Below are 23,208 nucleotides of genomic sequence, written 5' to 3'. Positions count from 1 at the left end.
ATTTTAAACAAAAACGCGTATGCTTCAAAAATGAAGTATACGCGGTTTTCTCTTTCAAACATTATCCTTGCCTTAAAATATTTTGAAACATTTCCGGCTTATTTCGTTCAAAGCTTTCTATAAGTTCTTTTCCAAATATCGTTATACTCTTCTCCCAAGGGTGGCCTAAATAGCCCCACTTAAAGTCTTTCTGAATAAAGAAGTAGTAATCTCCATTCGGAAATACGGGAATTATCCACTCATCAAATTCAGTTCTTTCAAACTCTACATGTGGATTCGTCCAATAACACTCATGTTGCCAATCCAGTGCCATGATATATTCATTCGATGCTGTAATTTCTTGAAAGGCTTGTAACGCTTTACTTTCCAGATCGTTTATCGACTCTCCAAAGCAATGAGAAATATCATATGTAACAAAAGGACTTGGCACCTTAAATGATGGGAATATAGAAAGACTTGGTGAAAACTTAAGTTCACTATATATCTTGTCCCAAATTTGTTCATCCTCTTTGTCCGTAAACTCTATCCAGTTTTTCATTACGCAACTACCTTCCCTAATAACTTCAAAGGAATTCCACTCAACTATCCCGAATATATAAATAACCATTCTCACAAGGAGCGAATGTATATGAATCTATTCGAACATGAAACGTAAAACCGCTTCTCTTTCATAAGAGGTCCTCCCTTTTTCCTTTCTCATCATATCATTCATTTATGAAATAGGAGGACAAATTTATGAAACGTGATCCATTATTTTTAACTTTATTAGAGAGTACAAATACAAACTTTAGTGGCTGGGATTTTTCTTTCATTTCAGAAACGGGCCGAATGAAGAGCGAGCCTTTATCATGGTCGTATGGTAGCACTGCTTATCAGCTTATGCAGCGTGCTAAATCAATGCTCGATATGGGGACTGGCGGCGGAGAGTTTTTATCTATGTTACAACCGTTCCCGTTAACTATTTATGCTACTGAGGGCTACGCTCCAAACGTGCCAATTGCTCGAAAAAAGTTAGAGCCTCTAGGGGTTACAGTCGTCGAAGTAATTCATGATACTGCTTTACCATTTCAAGATGGTCAGTTTGATTTAATCATAAATCAACATGAATCATATGCTGCCTCTGAGATAAACAGAATCCTTGCTCCTAATGGAATATTTCTTACACAACAAGTTGGCGGCCTTGATTGCGCGGAACTTAATGAGCAGTTTAACGCACCTCTAAATAACGAATTTGCAAGTTGGTCGCTCGAAGCTGCATGCATTGAGTTAAAGGAAAATGGATTTACTATTTTAGAAGAAAAAGAAGAGTTCCCTTTTCAACGCTTTTATGACATTGGCGCTATCGTCTATTATTTAAAAGCGATTCCGTGGCAAATCCCTAATTTTACTGTTGAAAGGTATTGTGAGGAATTATATCATATACATGAAATCATCTTACAAAAAGGTTATTTTGATGTGAAGCAACATCGTTTTCTGATTAAGGCGATTCGCAGTTAATCATGGAGCATATGAAAAAGAGATGGATCTACCATCTCTTTTTCCCCGTTTATTTTTAAAAATTTTGTGATGGTTTCTAGATTGTTAAGTACGTCCACGTCTTGCAATCACATCAGCTAATGTAATAAGTTGCTCGTGCGTTATCTTTCCGGATACCTTTTCTTTTATAATTTTTTCCATTTCCTTTGTAACAGTCATGCCTTCTATTTCTAGACTCGCTTTGGCCGCCTCGAAAGCTTTATTTAGTTCTTCCTCGTTTTTGAATGTCATAATTTGAGTTACCCCCTTCAAATCATTTTTTTACTCTTTTAATACAAGAAAGGTAATATCATCCCATTTCCTCTCTAATTGTAAAGTAGTCTTTTCAATACTTCCTCCTGTTAACAAATCATATCCTTCAATCTCAGCTACCAATTGTTTCGTTTCACTCTTTGGATTCATATCTTTGTATAAGATGTATAACTTATTACCATGTACTTGTATATCCGAAATCCCTTTGTCCTCTCTAGCGATTTTTGTATTTTTGTCACTTTGTAATGAATATGTACGTATGATATTCAAATTCTCATCTAACTCTTTTATTTTTTCATCATGATTTAAAACGTACACCTTATTATCATACACCTGCACTAAAACAGGTATGAATTGCTTGTCATCTAATACCGTTTCTTTTTCCACTACTTTAGTTTTCGGGTTTATCATCATTAATTTAGAAGACAACTTTTGATTTACATTATCACTTAATGCGAGTATTAGTTTATCTTTATACTTTTGAAAAATTACTTTTTGAGGAGTTGGTGCAAAATACACATTTTCATTAGGAATTTCAAATTCGTTTGTTTTTTTATTTGTGACCAAATCTATTTCTGAAATATATACTTTATCTAGCGTTTGTGAAAATGCGTATATATGATTCTCAATAATATGCGCACCTTGAATCGTTCCCTTTAGTTCTACACTTTCTTGCCTTTTATCATTCTCTTTCCAATATACGAGTTCACTTGTATATCCTTTCTTTTCGTCTACCAGCCCAATGTTCACATCATAAAATTTATAACCTTGCTCTGCATGTATAAAATATGCCCCTGCGTTTACATCTTGTAATTCTTTAGGAATATTGATCCCTTGTACCTTACCAATCTTATTAATTACATAATGATTGTTATTTCTATTTGATGAGAAGTAGTACCCCTCCCCATCTTTTGCATTACTCATTATACTTTGGCCATCCACTTCTATTTTACTAATCTCATTTCCTTTCTTATCATATGCATATATGTAACCACCGGCTTTCATTGCATTTGAATAGGATACGAGGTAATCTACTTTTTGAATGTCTTTAAGTTCTGTATCACTTTTAGAACAGGCTACAAAAAGGAACATCGTACATATAACGATTATGGCCAATGAATTGTATTTCTGAAACATATCATCACCTCGCATATATAATGAGAGCAATCAACATACAAATGCTAATTGCTCTTTGAAATATTTTATTAACTTGAGTATGAAAGATTTTTTTTACATATCGTTTGTTCGCATTATCATCTGTCAAAAATGAAGTTGTGTAATGAATAATATTCCCATTATCGTACGTGAATATATGCTCTAACTTATTTTCTTCTGTTAATACTATCGGTAAGTATTTTGGTAAATTGCTAACTACACCTCTATTATCCTTATTTAATATCCAATCAATTTCTTTCCATTCGAATAATCCTTCCGCCGTACTTACTGGTGTGTCCATATGTACTCCATCTGGCAGGTCAGCAAGGAATACGTACATTCCTTCACGCCCCTGAGGCTCGTCCTTGCTTTTAAAAACTACATTCCCTTTATACGTTACACTTGGAAAATCTATGCCTGTTTCCTCAAGCGTTTCTCTAATTATTCCTTCATATGGTGTTTCATTGTCTTCAATTTTTCCACCAACACCATTCCACATTCCCATATTCGGCTTTTTGTTTCTATTCAATAAGAGTATTTTCTTTCCTTTTCTAATGAAACAAATTGTGTACTTATACATACGTTCATCTCCTTTCCTTTTCCCTTCATTTACAGATTTAAACTGTAACTTCCTGCAAAAAGTTTTTTATTATACAAATAATTGGCTTTTAATGAGGTATTTTGCTCAATTTTATTAAAAAACATTCTCCTTACAATTATATTTCACATAATATATTGTACAACTTTCGTTTCAGAAAGGAGTGTTCAAAATCGATAACATAAGCAGCGAATTTTTAAAACAATTTTACGATAGTCGAGTCTGGTTATATGATACACATTGGCTTGGAGTCCCCATTCTCAAACTTCCTTCTGATCTATTTTTGTATCAAGAAATGATTTACGAATTAAAACCCGACTTAATTATTGAATGTGGCACTTGTTATGGTGGTAGTGCACTATATTTAGCTTCTATATTAGATTTAATTGGCAAAGGTCACGTTCTGACTATCGATATATTTCCACAACCAAATCGTCCATCCCATGATCGTATTACGTATTTAACAGCTTCTTCTGTTTCAGTAACCGCTGTGCAAACAATATTAAGTATGCGTAAACCTAATGATGTGATTTTAGTTATTTTAGATTCAGATCATAGTAAAGAGCATGTAGCAAAAGAATTGTTGCTTTATAAATCTATCGTTACTACAGGCAGTTATATTATCGTAGAAGATACATCTATTAATGGAAATCCTGTTTCTCCCGATTGGGGGCCTGGTCCAATGGAAGCAGTTGAAGAGTTTTTAGCTACAAATAACAATTTCATAATCGATGAATCTAAGCATAAGTTTTTCATATCATTTAACCCAAAAGGTTTTTTAAAGAAGGTAAAGTGAAACGTTAATAAGTGGGGTTTTGTAAATCCCCACTTATTCTATGATCTTCATTTTTGAAAAAGGATAATATACAAATTCCACTTTTCCTATTATATTATCTTCTTCAATATATCCTAAACCGTTTCGACTATCTCTACTAAGTTCACGATTATCTCCCATTACAAATAACTTATTTGGCGGGATTTTTGTCTTTTGAAAGTTATAAAACACTTGCGTATTATTGAACAAATCTTTATTTGTATACGGTTCTTCTTGTTTTTTATCATTCACATATACAGATCCATTCGTTATGTTAATTACGTCACCAGGAAGTCCTATTACTCGTTTCACATAATATTTTGATTCATCCTCTTCCTTTATAATGACAATTTCTCCATGCTCTAAATCGGAAAAGTGTACGGCTGCTTTATTTACAAATACGTAGTCTTCTTCATATAAAGTCGGTTGCATCGATTTCCCTTCCACTTTACATAAAGTAAAAGAATGATAAGCTATTACCAAAACAAACACGAAGAGTATGTATTTCCCCCAACCTCTCTTAATCTCCTGTTTCATATCCATTCCCACCTTATTCAAACGCTTTTTAAATCAAAAATATATCACTGCACCATATGTCTCAATGCAGTGATATTATTTTTACTGGGCCTTGTTCGGCTGCTCTACTGGGACTGGATTTCCACCCGATCTTTTCGTTTTCAATTCAAAATACGCATCCAAAATCTCTTTACCAATCGCGGAATTAATTCCTGATTTGTCATCATTTACCCATGGTACAACAACTGAAAAAGCTACTTCTGGATCAGCATCATATGGTGCATAACCGGCAAGAGTTAAATTATAACATTTTTTTCTATTATTGTTTTCATCTCTTCCAATTTCACTTTCTCCACCATACACGGTTTCAGCTGTTCCTGTTTTTCCAGCTGGTTTATATGGTAATCCTTTAAACGTTGCAGTACCAGTTCCATCATTCTCTTGAAAAACTCTTCTAAATCCTTCTTTTACATGATTAATGTATGAGGTGTTCATATCCACTCGATTTAAAATAACTGGCTCAATAGACCGAATAACTTTTCCAACATCCTCTGGTCTATGTGGTTGCTCTCTCACTTCTTGCACAATTTGCGGTTTCATTCGGTAACCACCGTTTGCAATTGTTGAAATATATTGAGCAAGTTGAAGCGGCGTATATGTATCGTATTGTCCAATCGCATAATCGAGTAAAAAACCAGGTATGTTATCTGTTCTCCCCATTTGACCAATCGATTCATTCGGCAAATCAATACCAGTCGGTACACCTAAGCCAAACTGTCTAAAATAGTAACGCATTTTATTAAATGTCTCTTGTTTAATGTCTAATGGATTGTTTGGCACATAATTTATACCTGCCATTTTTAAAGCCGTGTTAAACATATAAACGTTTGATGAAACTTGTAAAGCTCTTAAATCATCAATATCACCAAATTCTTTCCACGATTTCTTCGGCTTGGAGCTTCCTTTAAAATACATTGGTGCATCAAAGAAATGCGTATACGGCTTAATTGTGTCAGTTTGATAACCGGCTAATAATGTAGCCCCTTTCACAGTTGACCCTAACTCATAAGAACTTGTCATCGTTCCTAAAGCGTAGTCTTCTATTTGCATCCCGCCATCTTTATTTACAATTTTCTTTCCTGCCATCGATAAAATTTGACCGTTTTTCGGGTTCATCATTACAACGAATGCACGATCCATCATCGGCTCTGCAGAATGAAATGCTCGTAAATTCTTTTCAAGACTTTGCTCTACTTTTTTCTGTAATTCCATATCCACTGTTAACATTAAATTATTTCCACTTTTTCCTTCGGTTACTTTTTCATTTCGAATCACATTTCCTGTTTTATCTGTAATACTTCTAGTCTGTTCTTTCGTTCCATGGAGTGCATCTTCATATTGTTTTTCAATGTAACTCTTACCAATACGATCATTTCTGTTATAATCACGTACTAAGTAATAATCTAATTGTTCTCTTGGCAATCCTTCATTTTCAGTAGAAACGCTACCAAGGATAGAACGAAGTATTTTATCATTTGGATATTCACGTTCCCAGTCTACTGTCGTATCTACTCCAGGCAAGCTTGCCAATCTTTCACTTACGACTGCATATTCATTTTGACTTACATCTTTTTTAACGATTTGCGGCGTCATTTTATATCCCGCATTCATTTTGCTTTTAATTGCTAATACTTCTAAATCCTCTTTTGAAAGTTCGCTTAATTCTTCTTGTGTAATTCTTTCCCTACGTAACTCTTCAACTTTTTTATCTAATTCTTTCCCTTCTATCTCCTGCTTCCTAAATTTACTCTCATCTTCTTTCGTTACTTTTTCTGCTGCCCGCTTTTCATTTAACTGCATCCAAAAATCCTTTTTGTCTGTTTCTGTTAACTTGTCTATATCCTCTGGCGACATTTCAATTAACTGTGCTAATTGTCTTGCTACTTGTAAAACTTCTTTCGAATCTACTCCTTTCATTTTCGTATATGTAACAGTTCGTAGTGGTTTGTTATTTACAATCACCTGACCTTGTCGATCAAACATTTTCCCTCTAGGAACAGGTGTACTTACCGTTACGTCTTCCTTTTTGTTCACTTCATTTCTATACGTTTCTCCATCAATGATTTGCACTTTACCTAATTGAATTATAATAGCTGAAAATAAAAGAAAGACGATAAAAAATAGTACATTTAACCGAAAAGGAATATGAGTCTTTTTCTTTTTCGATTGTTTCTTCTGCTCCTTTTTCTGTCTCATTTCGCTCCCTCGCTTCATTCTATTAACATTTCTACGTAGAACCATTATGTATCAAATTTATTTATATGATATATATAGAATTTTATATTAATTATAAAAGAAATAAAAGATTTAATTTTCAGTTTTTTAATTTCACATCCTATTTATTACCATTCCCTTATTAAGGAATAACATGAATGTTATTCTAAAAGAAAGGTTGTATACTTAAGAAATAAATCAATAAAAGACATTACTAAGGAGAAAATGAAATGACAGATTCATTTACAATACATACTAATACATCATTTTGTTTAAACTTTATGATTTACATTCAAAATATGTATCTTAACCAAAAAGAGAAAAAGGAAAATTTGAGATTTCCTTACATAGCAAAACAAGTAAATTTCTCTACTGACTTTGAAGATCATTTCAAGGAATTATGGCATATACTTCGTAAACAAATTGCTAACGACCGATATGATTTACAAATTTTTTATGAGGAAAATAATATCTTCTATGAGAAGCTTTTTGAAACTCAATTATGTAATGAGGAATCCTTTAAAGAATTACTGTGTAGTTTTAAAGTATGGTGGACTAGCATAGCAGGTCAGCATTCATTAGAATGTTCTGTAAGTGGGTATAGTACGCAACTTTATAATGATTTAGTTTTATACTTAAAGCAAAACGAAATAGAACCTTTACAACAGCTACATATTAGTTTACTTTATGACGACTGTGTATTCGTTAAAGAAAACATTTCTTCCTATTCTGCTATTTTGCCAACTAAAACCTTTTTTATAGGTTATAGAGATGTGGTTGCTACATTATCGAAATGCTTTAAACTTTGATTCCCCAAATAAAAAACTGAGGTGAATACCTCAGTTTTTTGATAACTTATTTCATTAAAGATAATCCGTCAACAAATTCACCAATCTTATTTTGAAAAACAAAATCAAAATTATATTCTTGCCCTGTTAACTCTTCATTTACTAAGATAGTTGTTGCTCCTACTTCCCTCTTTGCAATTTGCGGGAATGAAGCGACGGGCTGTACTTTTAGTGACGTTCCCATAACGATAAGCACATCTGTTTCATATAAACGTTTTATCGCATTTTGATATTGCGGCAATGTATCTCCGTATAAAACAACGTCTGGATTTAAAATGAAATTACACTTCTCGCAGCGCGGCACTTCATGATCAATCATGTACTGCAAATCATATCCCGTTTTACACTTCGGACAATGTGCTGTTTGAAGTGTTCCATGTAAATCAATGACATGCTTACTACCGCCTAATTGATGTAAACCGTCAATATTTTGCGTTAAAATCGTAATATCTTTCCCTTGCTCTTCTAGCTCTGCTAAAAAACGATGACCACGATTTGGTTTATATTGATGGAACGTATTAATTTGAAAGATTTCTTTATAATGCTTCCAAAATTCTTTCGGACTTCTATTATAATATCCTCTTGATAAATACATCTCCACATTCGCATCAGCATACAAACCATTTGCTGAACGAAAATCTGGTATACCACTTTCCGTACTTGCACCAGCACCTGTTAACACTGTAATTTTCTTCGCTTTTTCTAAAATTGAACGTACTTCTTCAAATTGTTGCACAAAAATCACCTCTATGTATATTGCTATACTTATTATACCAGTTGTTTACAGGAGGTGTCGTATGATTCGATTCGTTGAATACATTACATCCTTTACTAAAATCCCTTCTCCCCCTATTTTTTTACGCTTATTTTGGAGGATAACAGATCAATATAATATAATTTATAGTGGCTGAATAATTGATTCACTTAATTTTCATTTTTTTGTTTTTGGCGTAAATACGCTATATGTATTACAGACGGAATAGTTTTACGATAAGCTGGACCAGCTATATCAATACCTAACCATCCTAGGTTAAGAATAATTCCTATTGGTCCTAAAAATATTGATAATCCTTTCGTCAGTACTCGATTCATAACAAGAGTTAGTCCCCTGTTTAAAATAACTTGTGCTATTGCATTGGCAACAATGACAGCAATTTGATATGTCATAAATCCTCCTACCCTAGCACCCAAAATCAGAAATAAATTTGCTATCGGAAATCCCGCTGCCCAATCTATATTTTTTATACCCATTTCATCAAACATTGCCTTTATCTTTTCCTTTTCTATCTCATCAGCTTTTTCCCAATGCTTCTGCAAAATTGTTATTAGTATCTTTACTTCTAATTCTTCTTCCCCCTCAAAATCGTTCCATTTTACATTTAATTTATCACATACATCACGTACAATTTCTAAATAATGTACTCCAGGAGTATCACTTGAAAATATATTTCTAAACAAGTAGGCCACATCATTACTTCCACTATATTGTAATTCTGCAATGATTTCCTCCCTTGATTTTAAAGCTTCTCCCTTTCCGTATATATATTCATTTAATTCTAATAAATCCGTATCATCACATGTTTCCAGTAATTCTTTTAATCTTGTTGTAGATTGCTCTAACATATCGTTCAACTCCAATATCTATATTTAATTCCCTAATACACCAAATATTATATAATAACGTTTCAATAATATACAATTATTACGGTATAGATATTCTCATATTTATACCCGTTAACTTCATCTTTTCTCCCTATATGTTAGACTGCTCCCAGACATTTTCCTCTCTATACTCTATACTGCACCTTCAATTATAAAATACAAACACAAAAAGAGGGCCACATCAGCCCTCTTTAATCTACTGTTATTTAATGCGTCGTGCCTCCAACTTCCACAATATCGACCTCAACTGTCGCCGTTACCTCTACTGCCAATTCTATCCCTTTACGAATAGTGGAAAGTGACATACTCGGTTGACCTGGATAATTACTCGCTTGCTCTGGTAAGAACGGAATATGAATAAATCCGCCTTTTATTTTCTTATCCTGTTTCTCTAGTTCATGCATAAGACCATAAAATAAATGATTACAAACGAATGTACCTGCTGTTTGTGAAACGGAAGCTGGTATGCCTTCTTCTTGTAGTCTTTTTACAATTGCTTTCATCGGAAGTGTAGACCAAAAGGCAGCCGGTCCTTCTTCTACAACCGGTACGTCTACCGGCTGATTCCCTTCATTGTCAGCAATTCTTGCATCATCAACGTTAATTGCGACACGCTCTATTGTAATATCTGGTCTGCCCCCAGCTTGTCCGATACATATAATCATTTCTGGGTTTAGCTCTTCTATATACTCTTTTAAAACTTGTATTGATTTATGAAATACAGTTGGTACTTGTTTACTAATAATCTTATATTCTCCGATTGTTTTTTCATGCAAACTTTTTGCGACTTCCCAAGCTGGGTTGATACTTTCTCTGCCGAACGGATCAAATCCTGTTAGTAATACTGTTTTCATAGTTTTCCCTCCAAATTAGAAACGATATACAAGGCCGTACATTATAAACATATTAATGATAAAGATTGAAAGAGCAATTGGTACTTGCGCTTTAATAACTGCATTTTTATCCTTTAGCTCTAAAAGCATTGCCGGAACGATATTAAAGTTTGCTGCCATTGGAGTAAGCAATGTTCCACAATATCCAGCAAACATACCGAGCGCTGCCATAATTGCCGGGTTTCCTCCGTGCATCTGTACAATTAAAGGTAAACCAATTCCGCCAGTAATAACAGCAAACGCTGCGAATGCATTTCCCATTACGACTGTAAAGAGCATCATGCCTAAACAATACGCCATAACAGCAACGAACGGATACTCTGTCGGTAACACTTGTCCGACTAAATCAGAAACGACTTGTCCAACTCCGGATTTCGCGAAAATACCGCCAAGTGCCGCTAACATTTGTGGTAAAATGACAGCCCAGCCGACAGCTTGTAATAGTCTACTTCCTTCTTGTACAGGAGTTGTTATCTTCGATTTTGTAATACGCATCGCCGCAACGAATGCAAGTAATGCTCCTAGTGCTAATGCTACTAGCGTTACTTTGTCTGGATCAACAAGGGAGACATTTCCCCATTTCATTTTCCCTAACATTAACGTACCGATAATTGTAAAAATAGGAATTAATAGTGCAGGCATAAAGATTTTATTTTTTAATTTCTCCGCATGTTTCACACGCTCTTGTACTGGAACTTCTTTCTCCTCTGATTTTGTTACTTTATTTAGTGAAGCTAACACAACCATAGCGAGTACAATACAGCCAACGTAAAACGAAGGGATTACATTTCCGAATAAAAATGTAACTGCAAATAACGCCCAAAATAGGCTAGAACCAAATCGATTTGGATGTTCACGATCGAATGCGATACGAACAGCGATAAAGGCAACGATTATACCTAATACGTAATAGATTGTATCCATTGTAATAATATTCATCTTATATTGCCTCCTTCTCTTCTTTTTCTTTTGCTGTCATCGTTTTCGCTATATATTTATCAAATCTTCTAAATCTGATCCAGCTGACGATAAGTGCAGATATTGCAGTTGGAATACCCCAAAGTGCCATATCCCATACACCGACATGCATACCTACTGAATCGAAGAATCCTTTCATTAATAAAATGGCACCAGTTGCGATAAAAATGTCTTCTCCGAAAAACCAAGCAGTATTTTCCGCAGCGGCTGCATTCGCTTTAATCTTTTCTCTTAACTTCTCAGGAAGCTTACCGTATTTACCTTGCGCAGCCCCTTCTGCCATAGGTGCAACGAGCGGTCTTACTGTTTGTGCATGACCACCAATATTAAGACCTAGTGCTGCTGATGATTCTCTTATCGTGAAATATGACATTAATACTCTTCCAGTTGTTGCGCCTTTTGATTTCGTTATAAGTGCTTCTGCTCTTTCTTTTAAACCGTAACGCTCTAAAATTCCGATTACCGGCAAAGTTAGTATAATAGGCATAGACATATATCTATTTTCTATGAAAAATTTACCGAACATGCTGATTACATCATAAAAGCTTAATCCCGAAACCATCCCCGTAACAATACCTGCAACCATAACGACTAAAAGTGTATTCAATCTAAATAAAAAGCCCACCGCAACAAGTAATATCCCGATTAATTTCACCAATTCCAACACTTCCCCTCATTATTTTATTTCGGTGCGCATATAGAAATCTCATTATTTTCGAATGTTCTGTATATTTTGTTCGCAAATTGTACAGCTTTCTCTCCATCACCATGTAAACAGATCGTCTGCGCCTGAACTGCTACTTTCTCACCATTCACCGAATTTACATAGCCTTCTTTCACCATTTGTAGCACTTGCTCTATCGCTTCATCTTCATTTTTTATAAGCGCATTTTCTTCTGTCCGGCTCGTTAATGTTCCATCTTGCTTATACGTACGATCTGCAAAAGCTTCTTGTACGAGAGTTACGTTGTATTTTTCCGCAGCCTGTATAAACGCCTCACTATTTGCTAATCCGTAAAGTAATAAACTTGGATTCATATGATGTATTGCCTTTGCGATTGCATCTGCAATTTCCGGATTAGTTGCCGCCATATTATAAAGAGCACCGTGTGGTTTCACATGAAGCATCTTCCCGCCAGCTGCTTTTACAAAAGCGTCTAATGCACCAATTTGATATAAAACATAATCGTATATTTCACTTGCTGAAACGTTCATGTTCCTTCTACCAAATCCAATTAAATCAGGAAATCCTGGGTGTGCTCCTATCGCTACGTTATGCTGCATTGCCTTTTCAACCGTTTGCCGCATAACGGACGGATCACCCGCATGAAAACCACATGCAACGTTTATAGAGGAAACGAACGGAAGAATTTCATCATCACTCCCCATTTTATAAGCGCCAAAACTTTCTCCTAAATCACAGTTTAAATCAATTGTAGTCACAGTGTTTTCCTCCTAATTTCAACTTCGTAAAGCGATGAATTTTTTTAATAGATTCATATTTACTTCTTGTTCTATGTACAATTGTTCCGCTTCTTCCAGCGTAATATTCTCAAACCATACATAGTCCCCTGGTTTTAACTGAGCAAGAAGAGGTAAATCTACTGAAATAATATTTCCCATTCTCGGATATCCGCCCGTCGTTTGCCTATCTGCCATTAATATAATCGGCTGTCCGCCATTTGGCACTTGAATGGTCCCAAATGTAACGGGACTCGATAAAATCTCTTTTTCTTCCATCCTATTTAATACTTCTCCCTCAACCCTATAGCCCATACGGTCAGTATAATTAGATACTTTATACTCTTTCGTAAAAAATGCCTTTCTACTTTCTTCTGTAAATTGATCATATTCAAAGTCAGCTATGACACGAAGCTTAGGATGTTTCTTATACTTTGGTAGTACGCTGTTGCTAATTGCCCATTTCGTTTTTATTCTCTCATCTTTTTGTAAGTCTTGAATGAAACGATTCGCCATTTCTGGTTGTACACCAATTTGGAAGTAGTCACCCTTTTTCAACATTCTTCCTTCTATACCTCCAATCGCAGCACGTATGTAAGTACTTTTGCTTCCCATCGTACGATCAATATGGATACCACCTGCAAAAGTCACATACGTTCTGCAACCACTTTTCACTTTTCCAAAGCAAAGCATGCTACCTTCTTCTGCTAAAATGGGACGCCACAATGGAATACGTTCCCCATTCAATAACGGTTCCATATCCGCTCCACCAATCGCAAGTAAAGTCGTTTTCTTTATTAACAATTTCGGTCCCATAATCGTCATTTCGAGTCCCGCTTCATTTTCTTCATTACCAACTAACATATTGATCATCCGAAGTGCACTTTGATCCATAGCCCCGCCAACAGGTACGCCGTATTGTTGGTAATGAGACCGCCCTAAATCTTGGACTGTTGTAAACATACCTGCATGCAAAACTTCTACATCCATTCTTTAGCCCCCTCAAGTGATACGTACTCTTCCTTCGTTATTGGGATAAATCGTAAATACATACCGCTTTGAATAAAGGTCGGTGTTTCTTCTTCCGGATTAAATAAGGAGATTGGTGTTCGGCCAATAATATTCCATCCACCCGGTGTTTCAAGCGGATAAATACCTGTTTGATTTCCGCCAATCCCTACCGAACCAGGAGAGATTTGTAACCGCGGTATTCCTTTTCTAGGTGTTTCTAGTTCTTTTGATAGTCCTCCTAAATACGGGAACCCTGGTGTAAAGCCTAACATATACACAAAATACGTTGTTTCACTATGTATGCGAATGACATCTTCTACTTGTAAACCGTGATAATGTGCCACCTCTTCTAAATCAGGTCCATATTCTCCCCCGTAGCAAACGGGTATAGAAATATGTTTCACATCTCGTTTCAGCTCTTCCTTATACGTATCTAACATTCTAGCTATGTATTGGCATACGTAATCATACGGTCTTATCTTTCTATCATTTCCCTTCCATACTTCATACAAATTATAGTAAACGGCCAATGAAGTAAATGACGGAACGCATTCAATCATTCCTGTAAACGGATGTTGCTGCAACACTTGAAATAGTCGTTGTACTTTTTCGTATACATCCATCCCGATTTCTTCACCAAATGTAACAATAATTGCTTGATCCCCTAACGCAGAAAATTTCATCCTACTCCCTCTTTCTATGCCAAAAAGCCGAGTTCTTTCGAAATGCGATTCGCTGTCTCTTTCACCTTAGCGATAAAATATGAAATGTTACTTTCGCTGTACTCAATTGCTAATCCTGAAATACTAATGCCTGCTACAACCGTTCCGTCGCTTGCGAAAATAGGCGCTGCTATAGCTGCTGTATGATTTTCTAACTCCGAATAACTAATCGTATGTCCTTCCTTTTTCGCCATTTGTAACACTTCTAACAATTGTTCCTTATCTACGATTGTTCCATCTGCAAACTGTTTTAAATCCGTTTCCTCTATGTATTTCCGTTTCTTTTCCTCTGAGAAATACGATAGTAAAATTCTCGGACATGCACCAGCATAAAGTGGTGCTCTTCTTCCAACCGCTGTATATACACGTACAGGCTGAACGCCTTCCATCTTTTCCACATAAATCGCGTCATTACCATCTTGAATAATTAAATTAACTGCCTGCCCTAAACTACCTCTAAGCTCTTTCATATATGGAATCGCAATATTTCTTACTGATAATCTTTGTGATACAAGTTGACCAAACCGTAAAAAAACGACTCCTAAATGATATTTCCCCTTTTCGTTTTTTTGTAAAAACTCCATTTCTTCTAACGAGCCAATTAAACGATAAACAGATGTTTTCGGCATACTTGTAAGCTGAACCATCTCTGTTAAACTGAGTTCTTCATGCTCATAAAACAACTTTAAAATATCCATTGTCTTAACTGCCGTTTTATTTATACTCATTCTATCTCCTTCTTGTTCCGAATTACGGAACTTAAATTCCATTTTTCGAAACAAACATATAATTTTAAATTATAAAATATTCTTTCAATTCTATCAATATATTTTTCAACTACTTAACCTTTATGTAAAGTGAATACAAAATAAATTTTAGAAATAATGATGGTTCTCTTTCAAAAGCTCAAGTTATAGCAAAACCAAACGTTTAAATAAATAGGCATAAAAAAAGTATGGAAGAATATTTCTCCCATACTTCTTTCTTTATAACGCTCTTACTTGTTTCAACGGCCAGAAAACAGCTTGTCCTTTTCCGACAATTTCATCTTCTGAAATAAATCCAAACATACGACCGTCTTTAGAAACTTCACGATTATCACCTAATACAAACACTTGGCCTTCTGGCACTTTCGTTTTTCCTGTAATTTGTTCTAACGTAAAGTCTGGAGTTAATACACGGCCTGCTGCTTTTTCTTTAAACTCTTTTAAATATGGTTCTTCCATCGCTTTGCCGTTTACATATAAAACATCATTTTTATACTCAACTGTATCGCCTGGTAAACCAATTACTCGTTTTACTAAATCATATCCTTCTTTTCCATGGAAAACGATAATATCAAAGCGTTCTAATCCACTTATACTATAACCAATCTTATTGACGAGAACTCGTTCGTTATTTTCTAAAGTCGGCATCATCGATTCGCCTTGTACTAATGACGGTGTAAATAAAACACCGCGAATAATTGCGATTAATACAAGGGTAAATCCTATCGTTTTCGCCCATGAGAATAATTCTTTCTTCGTATTTTCCTTCATCGTTTCTCCTCTTTCTTAATTGTTTATTGTATGATTTGAACTAATTCTTGTACTAAATTAGGATCAATTTCAGCAAAACATGATTTCCCTTCTCTTACCGCTGTACCGACATGAGCTTGCGAAATTCCAGTTTCATTTAGCAATTGCTTTATATTTTCTTTCGTTACACCAGCTCCAACAACAAGTTGAATTTGACCCCCGCTTACCTTTTGCATATCTGTAAGCACCGGAATATTATCAACTATATTCCCTTGTCCACCTGAAGTTAAGACGTGAGTCACTTTATGAAACTTCTTTAACGTTCTCATCGCTTCTACTGGATTTTCTATGTCATCTATTGCACGGTGATATGTGACATTTATCCCATCTACCACAGATAATAAATCCACTAGTTTCTCTTCATCCACTTCATTTCTTTCATTTAATACACCTAATACAACACCAGCTACTCCTAATTTCTGAGCAACTACAATATCCTCTTTCATCATTTCAATTTCTTCTTCCGTATATGTAAAAGACTTCGCATGCGGCCGAATCATAACGTGAATCGGTATTTGTACTGCTTCTACCGCTTTTTTTATAAATGCATAACTCGGCGTTAAACCGCCTTCTGTATAAGATGAAATTAATTCAATTCGCTTCCCGCCAGCTCGTTCAATTCGTTTCACATCTTCTAAACATGTTGCAATAACCTCTAGCATGAGATGACCTCTTTTCGTGCTTTTTTCTTAATTATACAGTAGGTGAAATAAGAAGCATAGTATTCTCCTATAAAACGATAAAAAGAAGAATGAAAAGAAAGATTTTTTCATTTGATAACATTTACTTTACGCTCATTCGTTTCCTCTCCAGAACCGGGGCCGTATTATTTATCCGCTTATAATGCAGATGGATTTGAAAGTAGTATGAGACTTCTGGTACAGCCTGAATAATAGGAAAAAGGAGTAACCTCTAGAACTTCATACTAGATGTCACTCCTTTTTATTTTATAAAAATACTAGGTTTCTCCTATATATTTAGTTATTTTTCTTAACTACTTCATTATAATAGTGGCTAAAGGCCTCTACTAATGCATCAACGGAAGCATACAGTTCTTCTGGTGTATTATCTACCCCTCCCATTTCAATAAGTAATGCATTTGGAGAAAGGTCTTGATTATATACTCCGTTCCCGCTTTTACGATCTTTAATAAAAATTCCTCGGCTTAAACCGTAATACTTCTCGTCTAAATATGAATTTATTGCCGTTACTATTTTTTTATTTTTTTCAAAGCTAGGATTCTCTCGTCCTAAAATAAAATAGAGCCTCGCATAATTCTTTCCGTTAATATTTTTTGTTGTAATATTTTTTCGTGCATCATCTCTATGAAGGTCCATTGGAAACATAATATTTTTATCTTGCGCTAATTTATCTTGTAATATTTGACGAGATCCTTTGTAAGATTGGGCCCAGTTTAAATTTTTATTTCGCAGAAAGTCCCTCATATTTGTCGTATCATGTGAAACCCCTATTCCTTTCTCTTCTAACTTTTGTTTTAAATAGTTTCCAACAAACGTAATATTCACTTCATTATTTGTACTAGAGGCATCATTAGGTTTAGTGGCACCTGGAATGAGAGGAATAAACGACTCCCAACTATGTGTATGATAAATAAAAACTTTATTTTCACCGTTATTTTGTGTATTTGAATTGTTTTCTTTCTCACTCTTTGGGTGTTTAACAGCAGTACCTTTATCTTGAATATTCTCTAAAGGAATACTAGATTCTTCAGGAATGTTCGTATAATCTGTTCCTTCCCCAGCAATTAATATTTCCGAATAAAATTGATTCATATTAGGAAGTTCCCTCGTTAATAAACTACGGAGATCATTTACATTAATGTTTGTAGAAAGTGATAGTAAAAAAGATTCTAAAGACGCTCGTCCTTTTTCTTTATGAAATTCTTCTGCAAAATAACGATTTTCACTGCCTATCATATACATAAGGCCTTTCGTAGAATTCGTTCCTAATAATTGATTAACATAATAAGATTTAAATACGTTTGAATTACTAGAAATGAAGAATGAAGTGAGAATACATATAATTGTGAATAAAATACATATCATTACATACTTTATATTAAATACTTTCAGTTTCACTTTATTCATTTTATATCTCCCTTCATTTACTATATTCTTACGCATAATTTTCAATGAATATGATTACTAATTTAATAGAATCGTCTCAACTACTATTTTTTCAGCTAATCTCTTTCCGTAAAGCAAGTGAGGTTAATTTGCCGTGCGCAAATTTCACCAAAGATTTTAAAAGAAATGAAATAACCTGAGTCTACATTTGTATGGACTCAGGTTATTTCATTTCTTTATTTTCCATGTTAATGCCTAATTGGTCTTTCAAGAACTTCATACCTTTTCTTGTAAGATGAACAGCCCGATTCTTATCCGTTTTTGTAATCCATTCCTGTTCAAAAAATAGTTTTGCTATTGCAGAGCCTAACCAACCAGAAATATGGTAGCGTCTTTCACTCCAATCAAGACAAGGTTTTGCAAATACTCTCCTTTTTATATTTGCCTTTTCAATATTTATTCCAAAATTCAGAAACCATTGCTTACCTTGTTCCGTTACAATATATTCTCCTTCCTCTAAAATGATAAATTTTCTATGTAGTAATTTTTCAGCTATCTCTACACCAAGTTTGCCTGCAAGATGATCATAACAAGTTCGAGCATAGCGAATTTGTTTTAGTTGATCTGATTGTTTTAAAGACCGAACTTGAACTGTTGGTGCGATTGTTCCTAACTTTTCAAGAACCTCTGCTACCTCTTGATTAGCAAGTCGATAGTAACGATGTCTACCATGTTGTTCAACTGTAAGTAGATTCCCCTCTACTAATTTAGAAAGATGAGAACTAATTGTTGGATGTGACACTCTTGCCATATAAGCTAATTCGCTAGCAGGTAGTGCCTGATTATTCATTAAACAATCTAAGATAATTGCTCTTGTAGGTTCAGCAATTAGTTTAGCTATATATGAGATATTCGGATATACATTCATATTTCGATGATACCCTAACTATTAAATTGATACAATTATTTTAAATTTAACAGTAAAGGAGAATGTATTATGAATGCAATTGATCTTAGTATATTAAATTTAAAAGAAACGAGAAGGCGCTCAGAAAAATTATGGATTTCTCTTCCCGATAATTTTCTTAATTGGAAGCCTGATGATGAGGCTATGTCCTTTGGTGAAATGATTCGTCACGTATGGAGTTCAACTTTTTACTATCATATGATTTTAAAAAACAACGGCTCAATAAACGACATACATTTCTCGTATGATGACGAGCCAATTACTTGTGTTAAAAAAGAGATTGAATTAGCACAATCATGTTTTGTCGATTTCATAGAATATGTTCAATCAATAAGCATAGCAGAGCTAGATGCAAGACTTATTGATCGAAGCGATGTTGGCTATCAACGATATTTAGGCGATATGCTATTACGAATTGCCTATCATGATGCGGTCCATGCAGGTCAATTTTTACAATATTTGCGAATGGTAAATTTAGAAAGACCATTGATTTGGGATTAAATTTAGTAATTATTTATAAAGGTTCCAAATTGGCATTACGATAAGAATTTTTCAACAATAAACAATCACAAAACCATAATAACCATTTATATTAAAAACCTACATCTCAACTTGGTACGTTCCTGCACATAAAAAGCACGCGTTCGATTACTAATCAAACACGTGCTTTCAAAACAACTATATTGTACATAAACAATAAAATTCAAGCTAAAAAACTACGACCGAAACACCGCATCCGCCAACATAGATAGTGTTGCATCATCCATCGGCGGATTGTGTAGTCCTGCTCTAACGTTTAAATAGTAACGGTGAAGCGGATTTTTTTCTGATAAACTTTTTGCTCCTACGATGCGCATTGATTTATCCACTATGGATATCGCCGCATTTGTTACGGCGTATTTCACTGCCGCTAATTCTGCTTGCAGTGACAGTTTATCTTCTGCCTCATCGTATTTTTTCGCAATTTGATATAAAAAGACGCGAGCTTGCATAAGCTCGAGTTCTAATTCTCCAACTAATCTTCTAACATTCGGTAATAAACTAATAGAATGGTTTAAACTATTTGGTTTGTATGATCCCGCAAACTGAACTGCATAATTTCTTGCTGATTGTGCAATTCCTAAATAACATGCTGGTATATGTAACAACCAGCCAATACCCTTTTGTTTCACTTTCCCGCCTTTTACATCCGTAAAAAAACGGCTTTCTATCTCTACATTTTGTAAGACAAGGTCGTGGCTAGCAGTCCCTCGCATTGCAACGCTATCCCACGTTTCTTCAATGGATACACCGATTGTATTTCTTGGAATGACAAACTCACCAACTTCTTCACGGCCTTCCATACTCGCTGAAATAATAAAATAATCAAGTACTGGCGCCATCGTTGTAAAAGTTTTCCTTCCATTTATAACCCACTTCTCGCCTTGTTGAACCGCTATTGTTTCTGGTTTACCGCCACGCGTCGGGCTCCCTGTTTTCGGTTCTGTTGCTGCCCTATTAAAGAGCGCCCCATTTCGCACTTCTTCGCAAAACCATTTAAACATCTCATCATTCCAAGAGCGATTTTCCGCTAGTTCTTTCACAATGCCAAGATGCCAGCCAATCGATAAGGCAGTAGCCCCGCAGCCTTCCGCAATTTTCTCTTGAAATAGAACGAAGTCATATAAAGAAATCGCACTACCACCAAATTTCTTCGGTAACGTTAATTTCGTATATCCGATATTTTTCAAATCATTTATATTTTCATACGGAAATGATCCTAATTCACTTAGTTGATGCTCCCTTTCCATGAACTTCGGAATCACTTTATTTATTTGTTCAATAATGAAAGATTGTTTTTCTGTTTCAACAAATGAGAGTGCCATACTATAATCTCCTTTATGCTCGATTCTTAAACCGTTCATTTTGTCATTATGATTATATGAAGCTACCTCTCTATTGTTTCACTATTCCGATAAAAATACAATGTTTTTGACTAATAAGAAAAGTTCCTATTGAAAAATAGATTCTTTCCTTATTAGTCTCCCTTCAATGCCTTTAATGGCAACGAGGTTACATATCCAATATATGAGAATAATTCTTTAAAGAAGAATGGGATTTCTGTATCTAACGTTTTATATGCTGATGTCGGCGTTGGTGAAGCATACGCTTCAATATTAATATGTTTTGCGATTCTCATTGCGCGTTTCATATGAAGTGGATCACTTACAATCGTGTATGTGCGTATTCCGTTCTCTATTCCAACTTCCTTCGCATTCTTTAAATTTTCTTCAGTGAAAAGGGATTTTGTTTCAATCAAAATATCTTCCTCTTTTACACCTTGTTTCATTGCATATACTCTTGCAGTACGCGCTTCCTCAAGCTCTGCCTCGAACTTTGTACCACCTGTAAAAATAATCTTTTTAATATTTCCGTTCTTATATAAAGAAATCGCATGATTAATTCTTTCTTTAAATACAGGAGATGGTTTTCCATTCCAAGAAGCTGCTCCTAGTACGATACCAGCATCCGTTTTCACGCTATCATCTGTTTTAAAACGATAACTCCAAATATCGTAAGCTGCATAACTTACATATAAAATAGCAGAACAAATCATTAGTAAAAATACTTGAAAGATTCGTCTTTTCTTACTCTTCTTATTTTCTTTCATTTGTAATTGCCTCCGTACATCATCCATACTTCTATAAAAAAACATTTATATCAAATCGTTTTGTTTGAGTTTATTTAAAAGAAGGAACTTTACTTGTTATTTATGTATAAAAGGGTTTTCATTTAAAATTGAGGATTATCAATTCATTTTCATTTGCGGTTTTCATTACATGTTTTAAATTCATAAGTTTATTACCATACAACTACATTGTAACGAATTTTTTCTCAGAAGGGAACGATGAAACAAAAGGAATTAAAATAAAGTAGCATTTTGTAAGAAAAAAGGTATATTTTTCATGTATCACAAACAATATACCTTTCAAAACACGAATTATAGCTTTTCTTTATACAACTCTAATTTTTCTAACAATTGTTTTTTCACATCTGGCCATTCACTCGAGATAATACTGTACACAACTGCATCTCTCACATAACCATTTGGTAATTTTCTTTCATTTCTAAGCACACCCTCTTTTACTGCGCCTAACCTTTCAATTGCTCGTTGTGCTTTTTCATTTCTTGCATCCGTCTTAATTTGTACCCTGAGCATATGCAGTTTTTCAAAAGCATACTGGAGAAGCATATACTTACACTCTGTATTGATACTCGTACGCTGGACACTTGGATGATACCACGTTTGTCCTAACTCGACTGTTTTATCTTCCACTGAAATATTATATAGACGTGTACTTCCTACAATCGTATTCGTCTGTTGATCCACTACAACGAAAGGGATTTGCGTACCCTTTCCATAACCTTGTATCGCTTTTTGCACATATTGCTGCATATCTTGCACACTATCCATTTTAGAGATTAAATACGCCCAAATATCTCGATTTCCTTCTACAATCGAAAACAAAGTTTCGACATCATTACCATCCATTAACCGTAGCTTTGCTCTTTCGTGAATCATTTCCATTTGTAAGCCCCCTTTTTCTTACTATATCATAGAAATGTACATTTTATTATACAGATATTTAAATTAAAGTTTTAATACCTTCTTACATAATAATCGGCAAAAACCTCTAACAAATACCGTGTACATCCCATTATAGCAAGCCGAATTTATATTGGTTTCATTTCATGTAAGGTTTTTCTTTTTCTAAAGGTCTATATACGTTCTTTAAAAATTTGCATACCAAAAACGCTATTCTTTCTACAAAAAGATTCTTTTTTTTCATTTATGAATCAATTTTTCAGCTTAATAG

At 34.7% G+C, this 23,208-nt stretch carries 26 protein-coding genes; 4 read left to right on the top strand and 22 right to left on the bottom strand.

Features of this window, described 5'->3' with window-relative positions; all coding sequences use genetic code 11:
- Positions 1–61 precede the first annotated feature (61 nt).
- Positions 62–538 (bottom strand): DUF2716 domain-containing protein, encoded by a 477-nt coding sequence (locus tag FH036_RS02180; protein ID WP_138321739.1) that lies wholly within the window; start codon positions 536–538, stop codon positions 62–64.
- Between the two features lie 197 nt (positions 539–735).
- On the opposite strand from FH036_RS02180, the gene FH036_RS02175 reads away from it, so the two are divergent.
- A complete protein-coding gene (locus FH036_RS02175; RefSeq protein ID WP_139895254.1) occupies positions 736–1,497 on the top strand; it encodes a class I SAM-dependent methyltransferase in 762 nt (253 codons plus the stop codon).
- Between the two features lie 84 nt (positions 1,498–1,581).
- On the opposite strand, the gene FH036_RS02170 is transcribed toward FH036_RS02175, so the two are convergent.
- The 3 genes from FH036_RS02170 to FH036_RS02160 are packed head-to-tail and all read right to left on the bottom strand — an operon-like array spanning position 1,582 to position 3,523.
- Positions 1,582–1,767 (bottom strand): antitoxin VbhA family protein, encoded by a 186-nt coding sequence (locus tag FH036_RS02170; RefSeq protein WP_000143190.1) that lies wholly within the window; start codon positions 1,765–1,767, stop codon positions 1,582–1,584.
- A 30-nt stretch (positions 1,768–1,797) separates the two neighbouring features.
- Positions 1,798–2,925 carry a hypothetical protein gene (locus tag FH036_RS02165; protein ID WP_000487032.1) on the bottom strand — a complete coding sequence of 376 codons (1,128 nt, stop codon included), beginning with the start codon at positions 2,923–2,925 and terminating at the stop codon, positions 1,798–1,800.
- Between the two features lie 4 nt (positions 2,926–2,929).
- A complete protein-coding gene (locus tag FH036_RS02160; protein ID WP_257469501.1) occupies positions 2,930–3,523 on the bottom strand; it encodes an NUDIX hydrolase in 594 nt (197 codons plus the stop codon).
- A 181-nt stretch (positions 3,524–3,704) separates the two neighbouring features.
- Between FH036_RS02160 and FH036_RS02155 the strand changes: the two genes are divergently transcribed.
- On the top strand, positions 3,705–4,337 hold the full coding sequence (locus tag FH036_RS02155) for a CmcI family methyltransferase (RefSeq protein WP_014481705.1): 633 nt from the start codon (positions 3,705–3,707) through the stop codon (positions 4,335–4,337).
- Between the two features lie 33 nt (positions 4,338–4,370).
- Here the strand turns inward: FH036_RS02155 and lepB (FH036_RS02150) are convergent, their stop codons facing one another.
- On the bottom strand, positions 4,371–4,892 hold the full coding sequence (gene lepB, locus FH036_RS02150) for a signal peptidase I (protein WP_000806877.1): 522 nt from the start codon (positions 4,890–4,892) through the stop codon (positions 4,371–4,373).
- 81 nt (positions 4,893–4,973) lie between these two features.
- Positions 4,974–7,127 carry a peptidoglycan D,D-transpeptidase FtsI family protein gene (locus FH036_RS02145; protein WP_001249214.1) on the bottom strand — a complete coding sequence of 718 codons (2,154 nt, stop codon included), beginning with the start codon at positions 7,125–7,127 and terminating at the stop codon, positions 4,974–4,976.
- 248 nt (positions 7,128–7,375) lie between these two features.
- On the opposite strand from FH036_RS02145, the gene FH036_RS02140 reads away from it, so the two are divergent.
- Entirely contained in the window at positions 7,376–7,954 is a 579-nt protein-coding gene (locus FH036_RS02140; RefSeq protein ID WP_139895253.1) for a hypothetical protein, read from the top strand.
- A gap of 46 nt (positions 7,955–8,000) precedes the next feature.
- On the opposite strand, the gene FH036_RS02135 is transcribed toward FH036_RS02140, so the two are convergent.
- From FH036_RS02135 to FH036_RS02075, 13 genes are all read right to left on the bottom strand, one after another.
- Positions 8,001–8,729, bottom strand: coding sequence for an NAD-dependent protein deacylase (locus FH036_RS02135; RefSeq protein ID WP_139895252.1), 729 nt, complete (start codon positions 8,727–8,729; stop codon positions 8,001–8,003).
- 188 nt (positions 8,730–8,917) lie between these two features.
- Complete coding sequence (locus tag FH036_RS02130) at positions 8,918–9,616, bottom strand: YaaW family protein (RefSeq protein ID WP_139895251.1); 699 nt, start codon at positions 9,614–9,616, stop codon at positions 8,918–8,920.
- 245 nt (positions 9,617–9,861) lie between these two features.
- Positions 9,862–10,509 (bottom strand): pyroglutamyl-peptidase I, encoded by a 648-nt coding sequence (pcp, locus tag FH036_RS02125; protein WP_139895250.1) that lies wholly within the window; start codon positions 10,507–10,509, stop codon positions 9,862–9,864.
- Between the two features lie 15 nt (positions 10,510–10,524).
- Positions 10,525–11,487, bottom strand: a complete 963-nt coding sequence (locus FH036_RS02120; protein ID WP_139895249.1) for a DUF979 domain-containing protein — start codon at positions 11,485–11,487, stop codon at positions 10,525–10,527.
- Between the two features lies 1 nt (position 11,488).
- Positions 11,489–12,184, bottom strand: coding sequence for a DUF969 domain-containing protein (locus tag FH036_RS02115; protein WP_000239802.1), 696 nt, complete (start codon positions 12,182–12,184; stop codon positions 11,489–11,491).
- Between the two features lie 23 nt (positions 12,185–12,207).
- Entirely contained in the window at positions 12,208–12,969 is a 762-nt protein-coding gene (gene pxpA, locus FH036_RS02110; protein ID WP_138321725.1) for a 5-oxoprolinase subunit PxpA, read from the bottom strand.
- 18 nt (positions 12,970–12,987) lie between these two features.
- Positions 12,988–13,977 carry a 5-oxoprolinase subunit C family protein gene (locus FH036_RS02105; RefSeq protein WP_139895248.1) on the bottom strand — a complete coding sequence of 330 codons (990 nt, stop codon included), beginning with the start codon at positions 13,975–13,977 and terminating at the stop codon, positions 12,988–12,990.
- Positions 13,968–14,681, bottom strand: a complete 714-nt coding sequence (gene pxpB, locus FH036_RS02100) for a 5-oxoprolinase subunit PxpB (protein ID WP_000672258.1) — start codon at positions 14,679–14,681, stop codon at positions 13,968–13,970. Before pxpB ends, FH036_RS02105 begins: the two co-directional genes overlap by 10 nt.
- Before the next feature lie 14 nt (positions 14,682–14,695).
- Positions 14,696–15,448 (bottom strand): IclR family transcriptional regulator, encoded by a 753-nt coding sequence (locus tag FH036_RS02095; protein WP_044792990.1) that lies wholly within the window; start codon positions 15,446–15,448, stop codon positions 14,696–14,698.
- A gap of 258 nt (positions 15,449–15,706) precedes the next feature.
- Entirely contained in the window at positions 15,707–16,258 is a 552-nt protein-coding gene (gene lepB / locus FH036_RS02090) for a signal peptidase I (RefSeq protein ID WP_000662493.1), read from the bottom strand.
- 23 nt (positions 16,259–16,281) lie between these two features.
- Complete coding sequence (locus tag FH036_RS02085; RefSeq protein WP_000895095.1) at positions 16,282–16,959, bottom strand: copper homeostasis protein CutC; 678 nt, start codon at positions 16,957–16,959, stop codon at positions 16,282–16,284.
- Positions 16,960–17,274: 315 nt separating this feature from the next.
- On the bottom strand, positions 17,275–18,405 hold the full coding sequence (gene spoIIP, locus FH036_RS02080) for a stage II sporulation protein P (protein ID WP_061531413.1): 1,131 nt from the start codon (positions 18,403–18,405) through the stop codon (positions 17,275–17,277).
- A 202-nt stretch (positions 18,406–18,607) separates the two neighbouring features.
- Positions 18,608–19,312, bottom strand: a complete 705-nt coding sequence (locus tag FH036_RS02075; RefSeq protein ID WP_139895247.1) for an ArsR/SmtB family transcription factor — start codon at positions 19,310–19,312, stop codon at positions 18,608–18,610.
- A gap of 69 nt (positions 19,313–19,381) precedes the next feature.
- Here FH036_RS02075 and FH036_RS02070 point away from each other — a divergent pair, with 69 nt between their 5' ends.
- A complete protein-coding gene (locus tag FH036_RS02070; RefSeq protein ID WP_139895246.1) occupies positions 19,382–19,852 on the top strand; it encodes a DinB family protein in 471 nt (156 codons plus the stop codon).
- Between the two features lie 215 nt (positions 19,853–20,067).
- On the opposite strand, the gene FH036_RS02065 is transcribed toward FH036_RS02070, so the two are convergent.
- From FH036_RS02065 to FH036_RS02055, 3 genes are all read right to left on the bottom strand, one after another.
- Complete coding sequence (locus FH036_RS02065) at positions 20,068–21,216, bottom strand: acyl-CoA dehydrogenase family protein (RefSeq protein ID WP_139895457.1); 1,149 nt, start codon at positions 21,214–21,216, stop codon at positions 20,068–20,070.
- Positions 21,217–21,368: 152 nt separating this feature from the next.
- On the bottom strand, positions 21,369–22,001 hold the full coding sequence (locus FH036_RS02060; RefSeq protein WP_000662223.1) for a YdcF family protein: 633 nt from the start codon (positions 21,999–22,001) through the stop codon (positions 21,369–21,371).
- A gap of 330 nt (positions 22,002–22,331) precedes the next feature.
- Positions 22,332–22,919 carry a GNAT family N-acetyltransferase gene (locus FH036_RS02055; RefSeq protein ID WP_000425201.1) on the bottom strand — a complete coding sequence of 196 codons (588 nt, stop codon included), beginning with the start codon at positions 22,917–22,919 and terminating at the stop codon, positions 22,332–22,334.
- Positions 22,920–23,208 lie beyond the last annotated feature (289 nt).

Source organism: Bacillus sp. CD3-5 (assembly GCF_006349665.1).
Lineage (GTDB): Bacteria > Bacillota > Bacilli > Bacillales > Bacillaceae_G > Bacillus_A > Bacillus_A paranthracis.
This window is presented reverse-complemented; position numbering and strand designations above follow the sequence as displayed.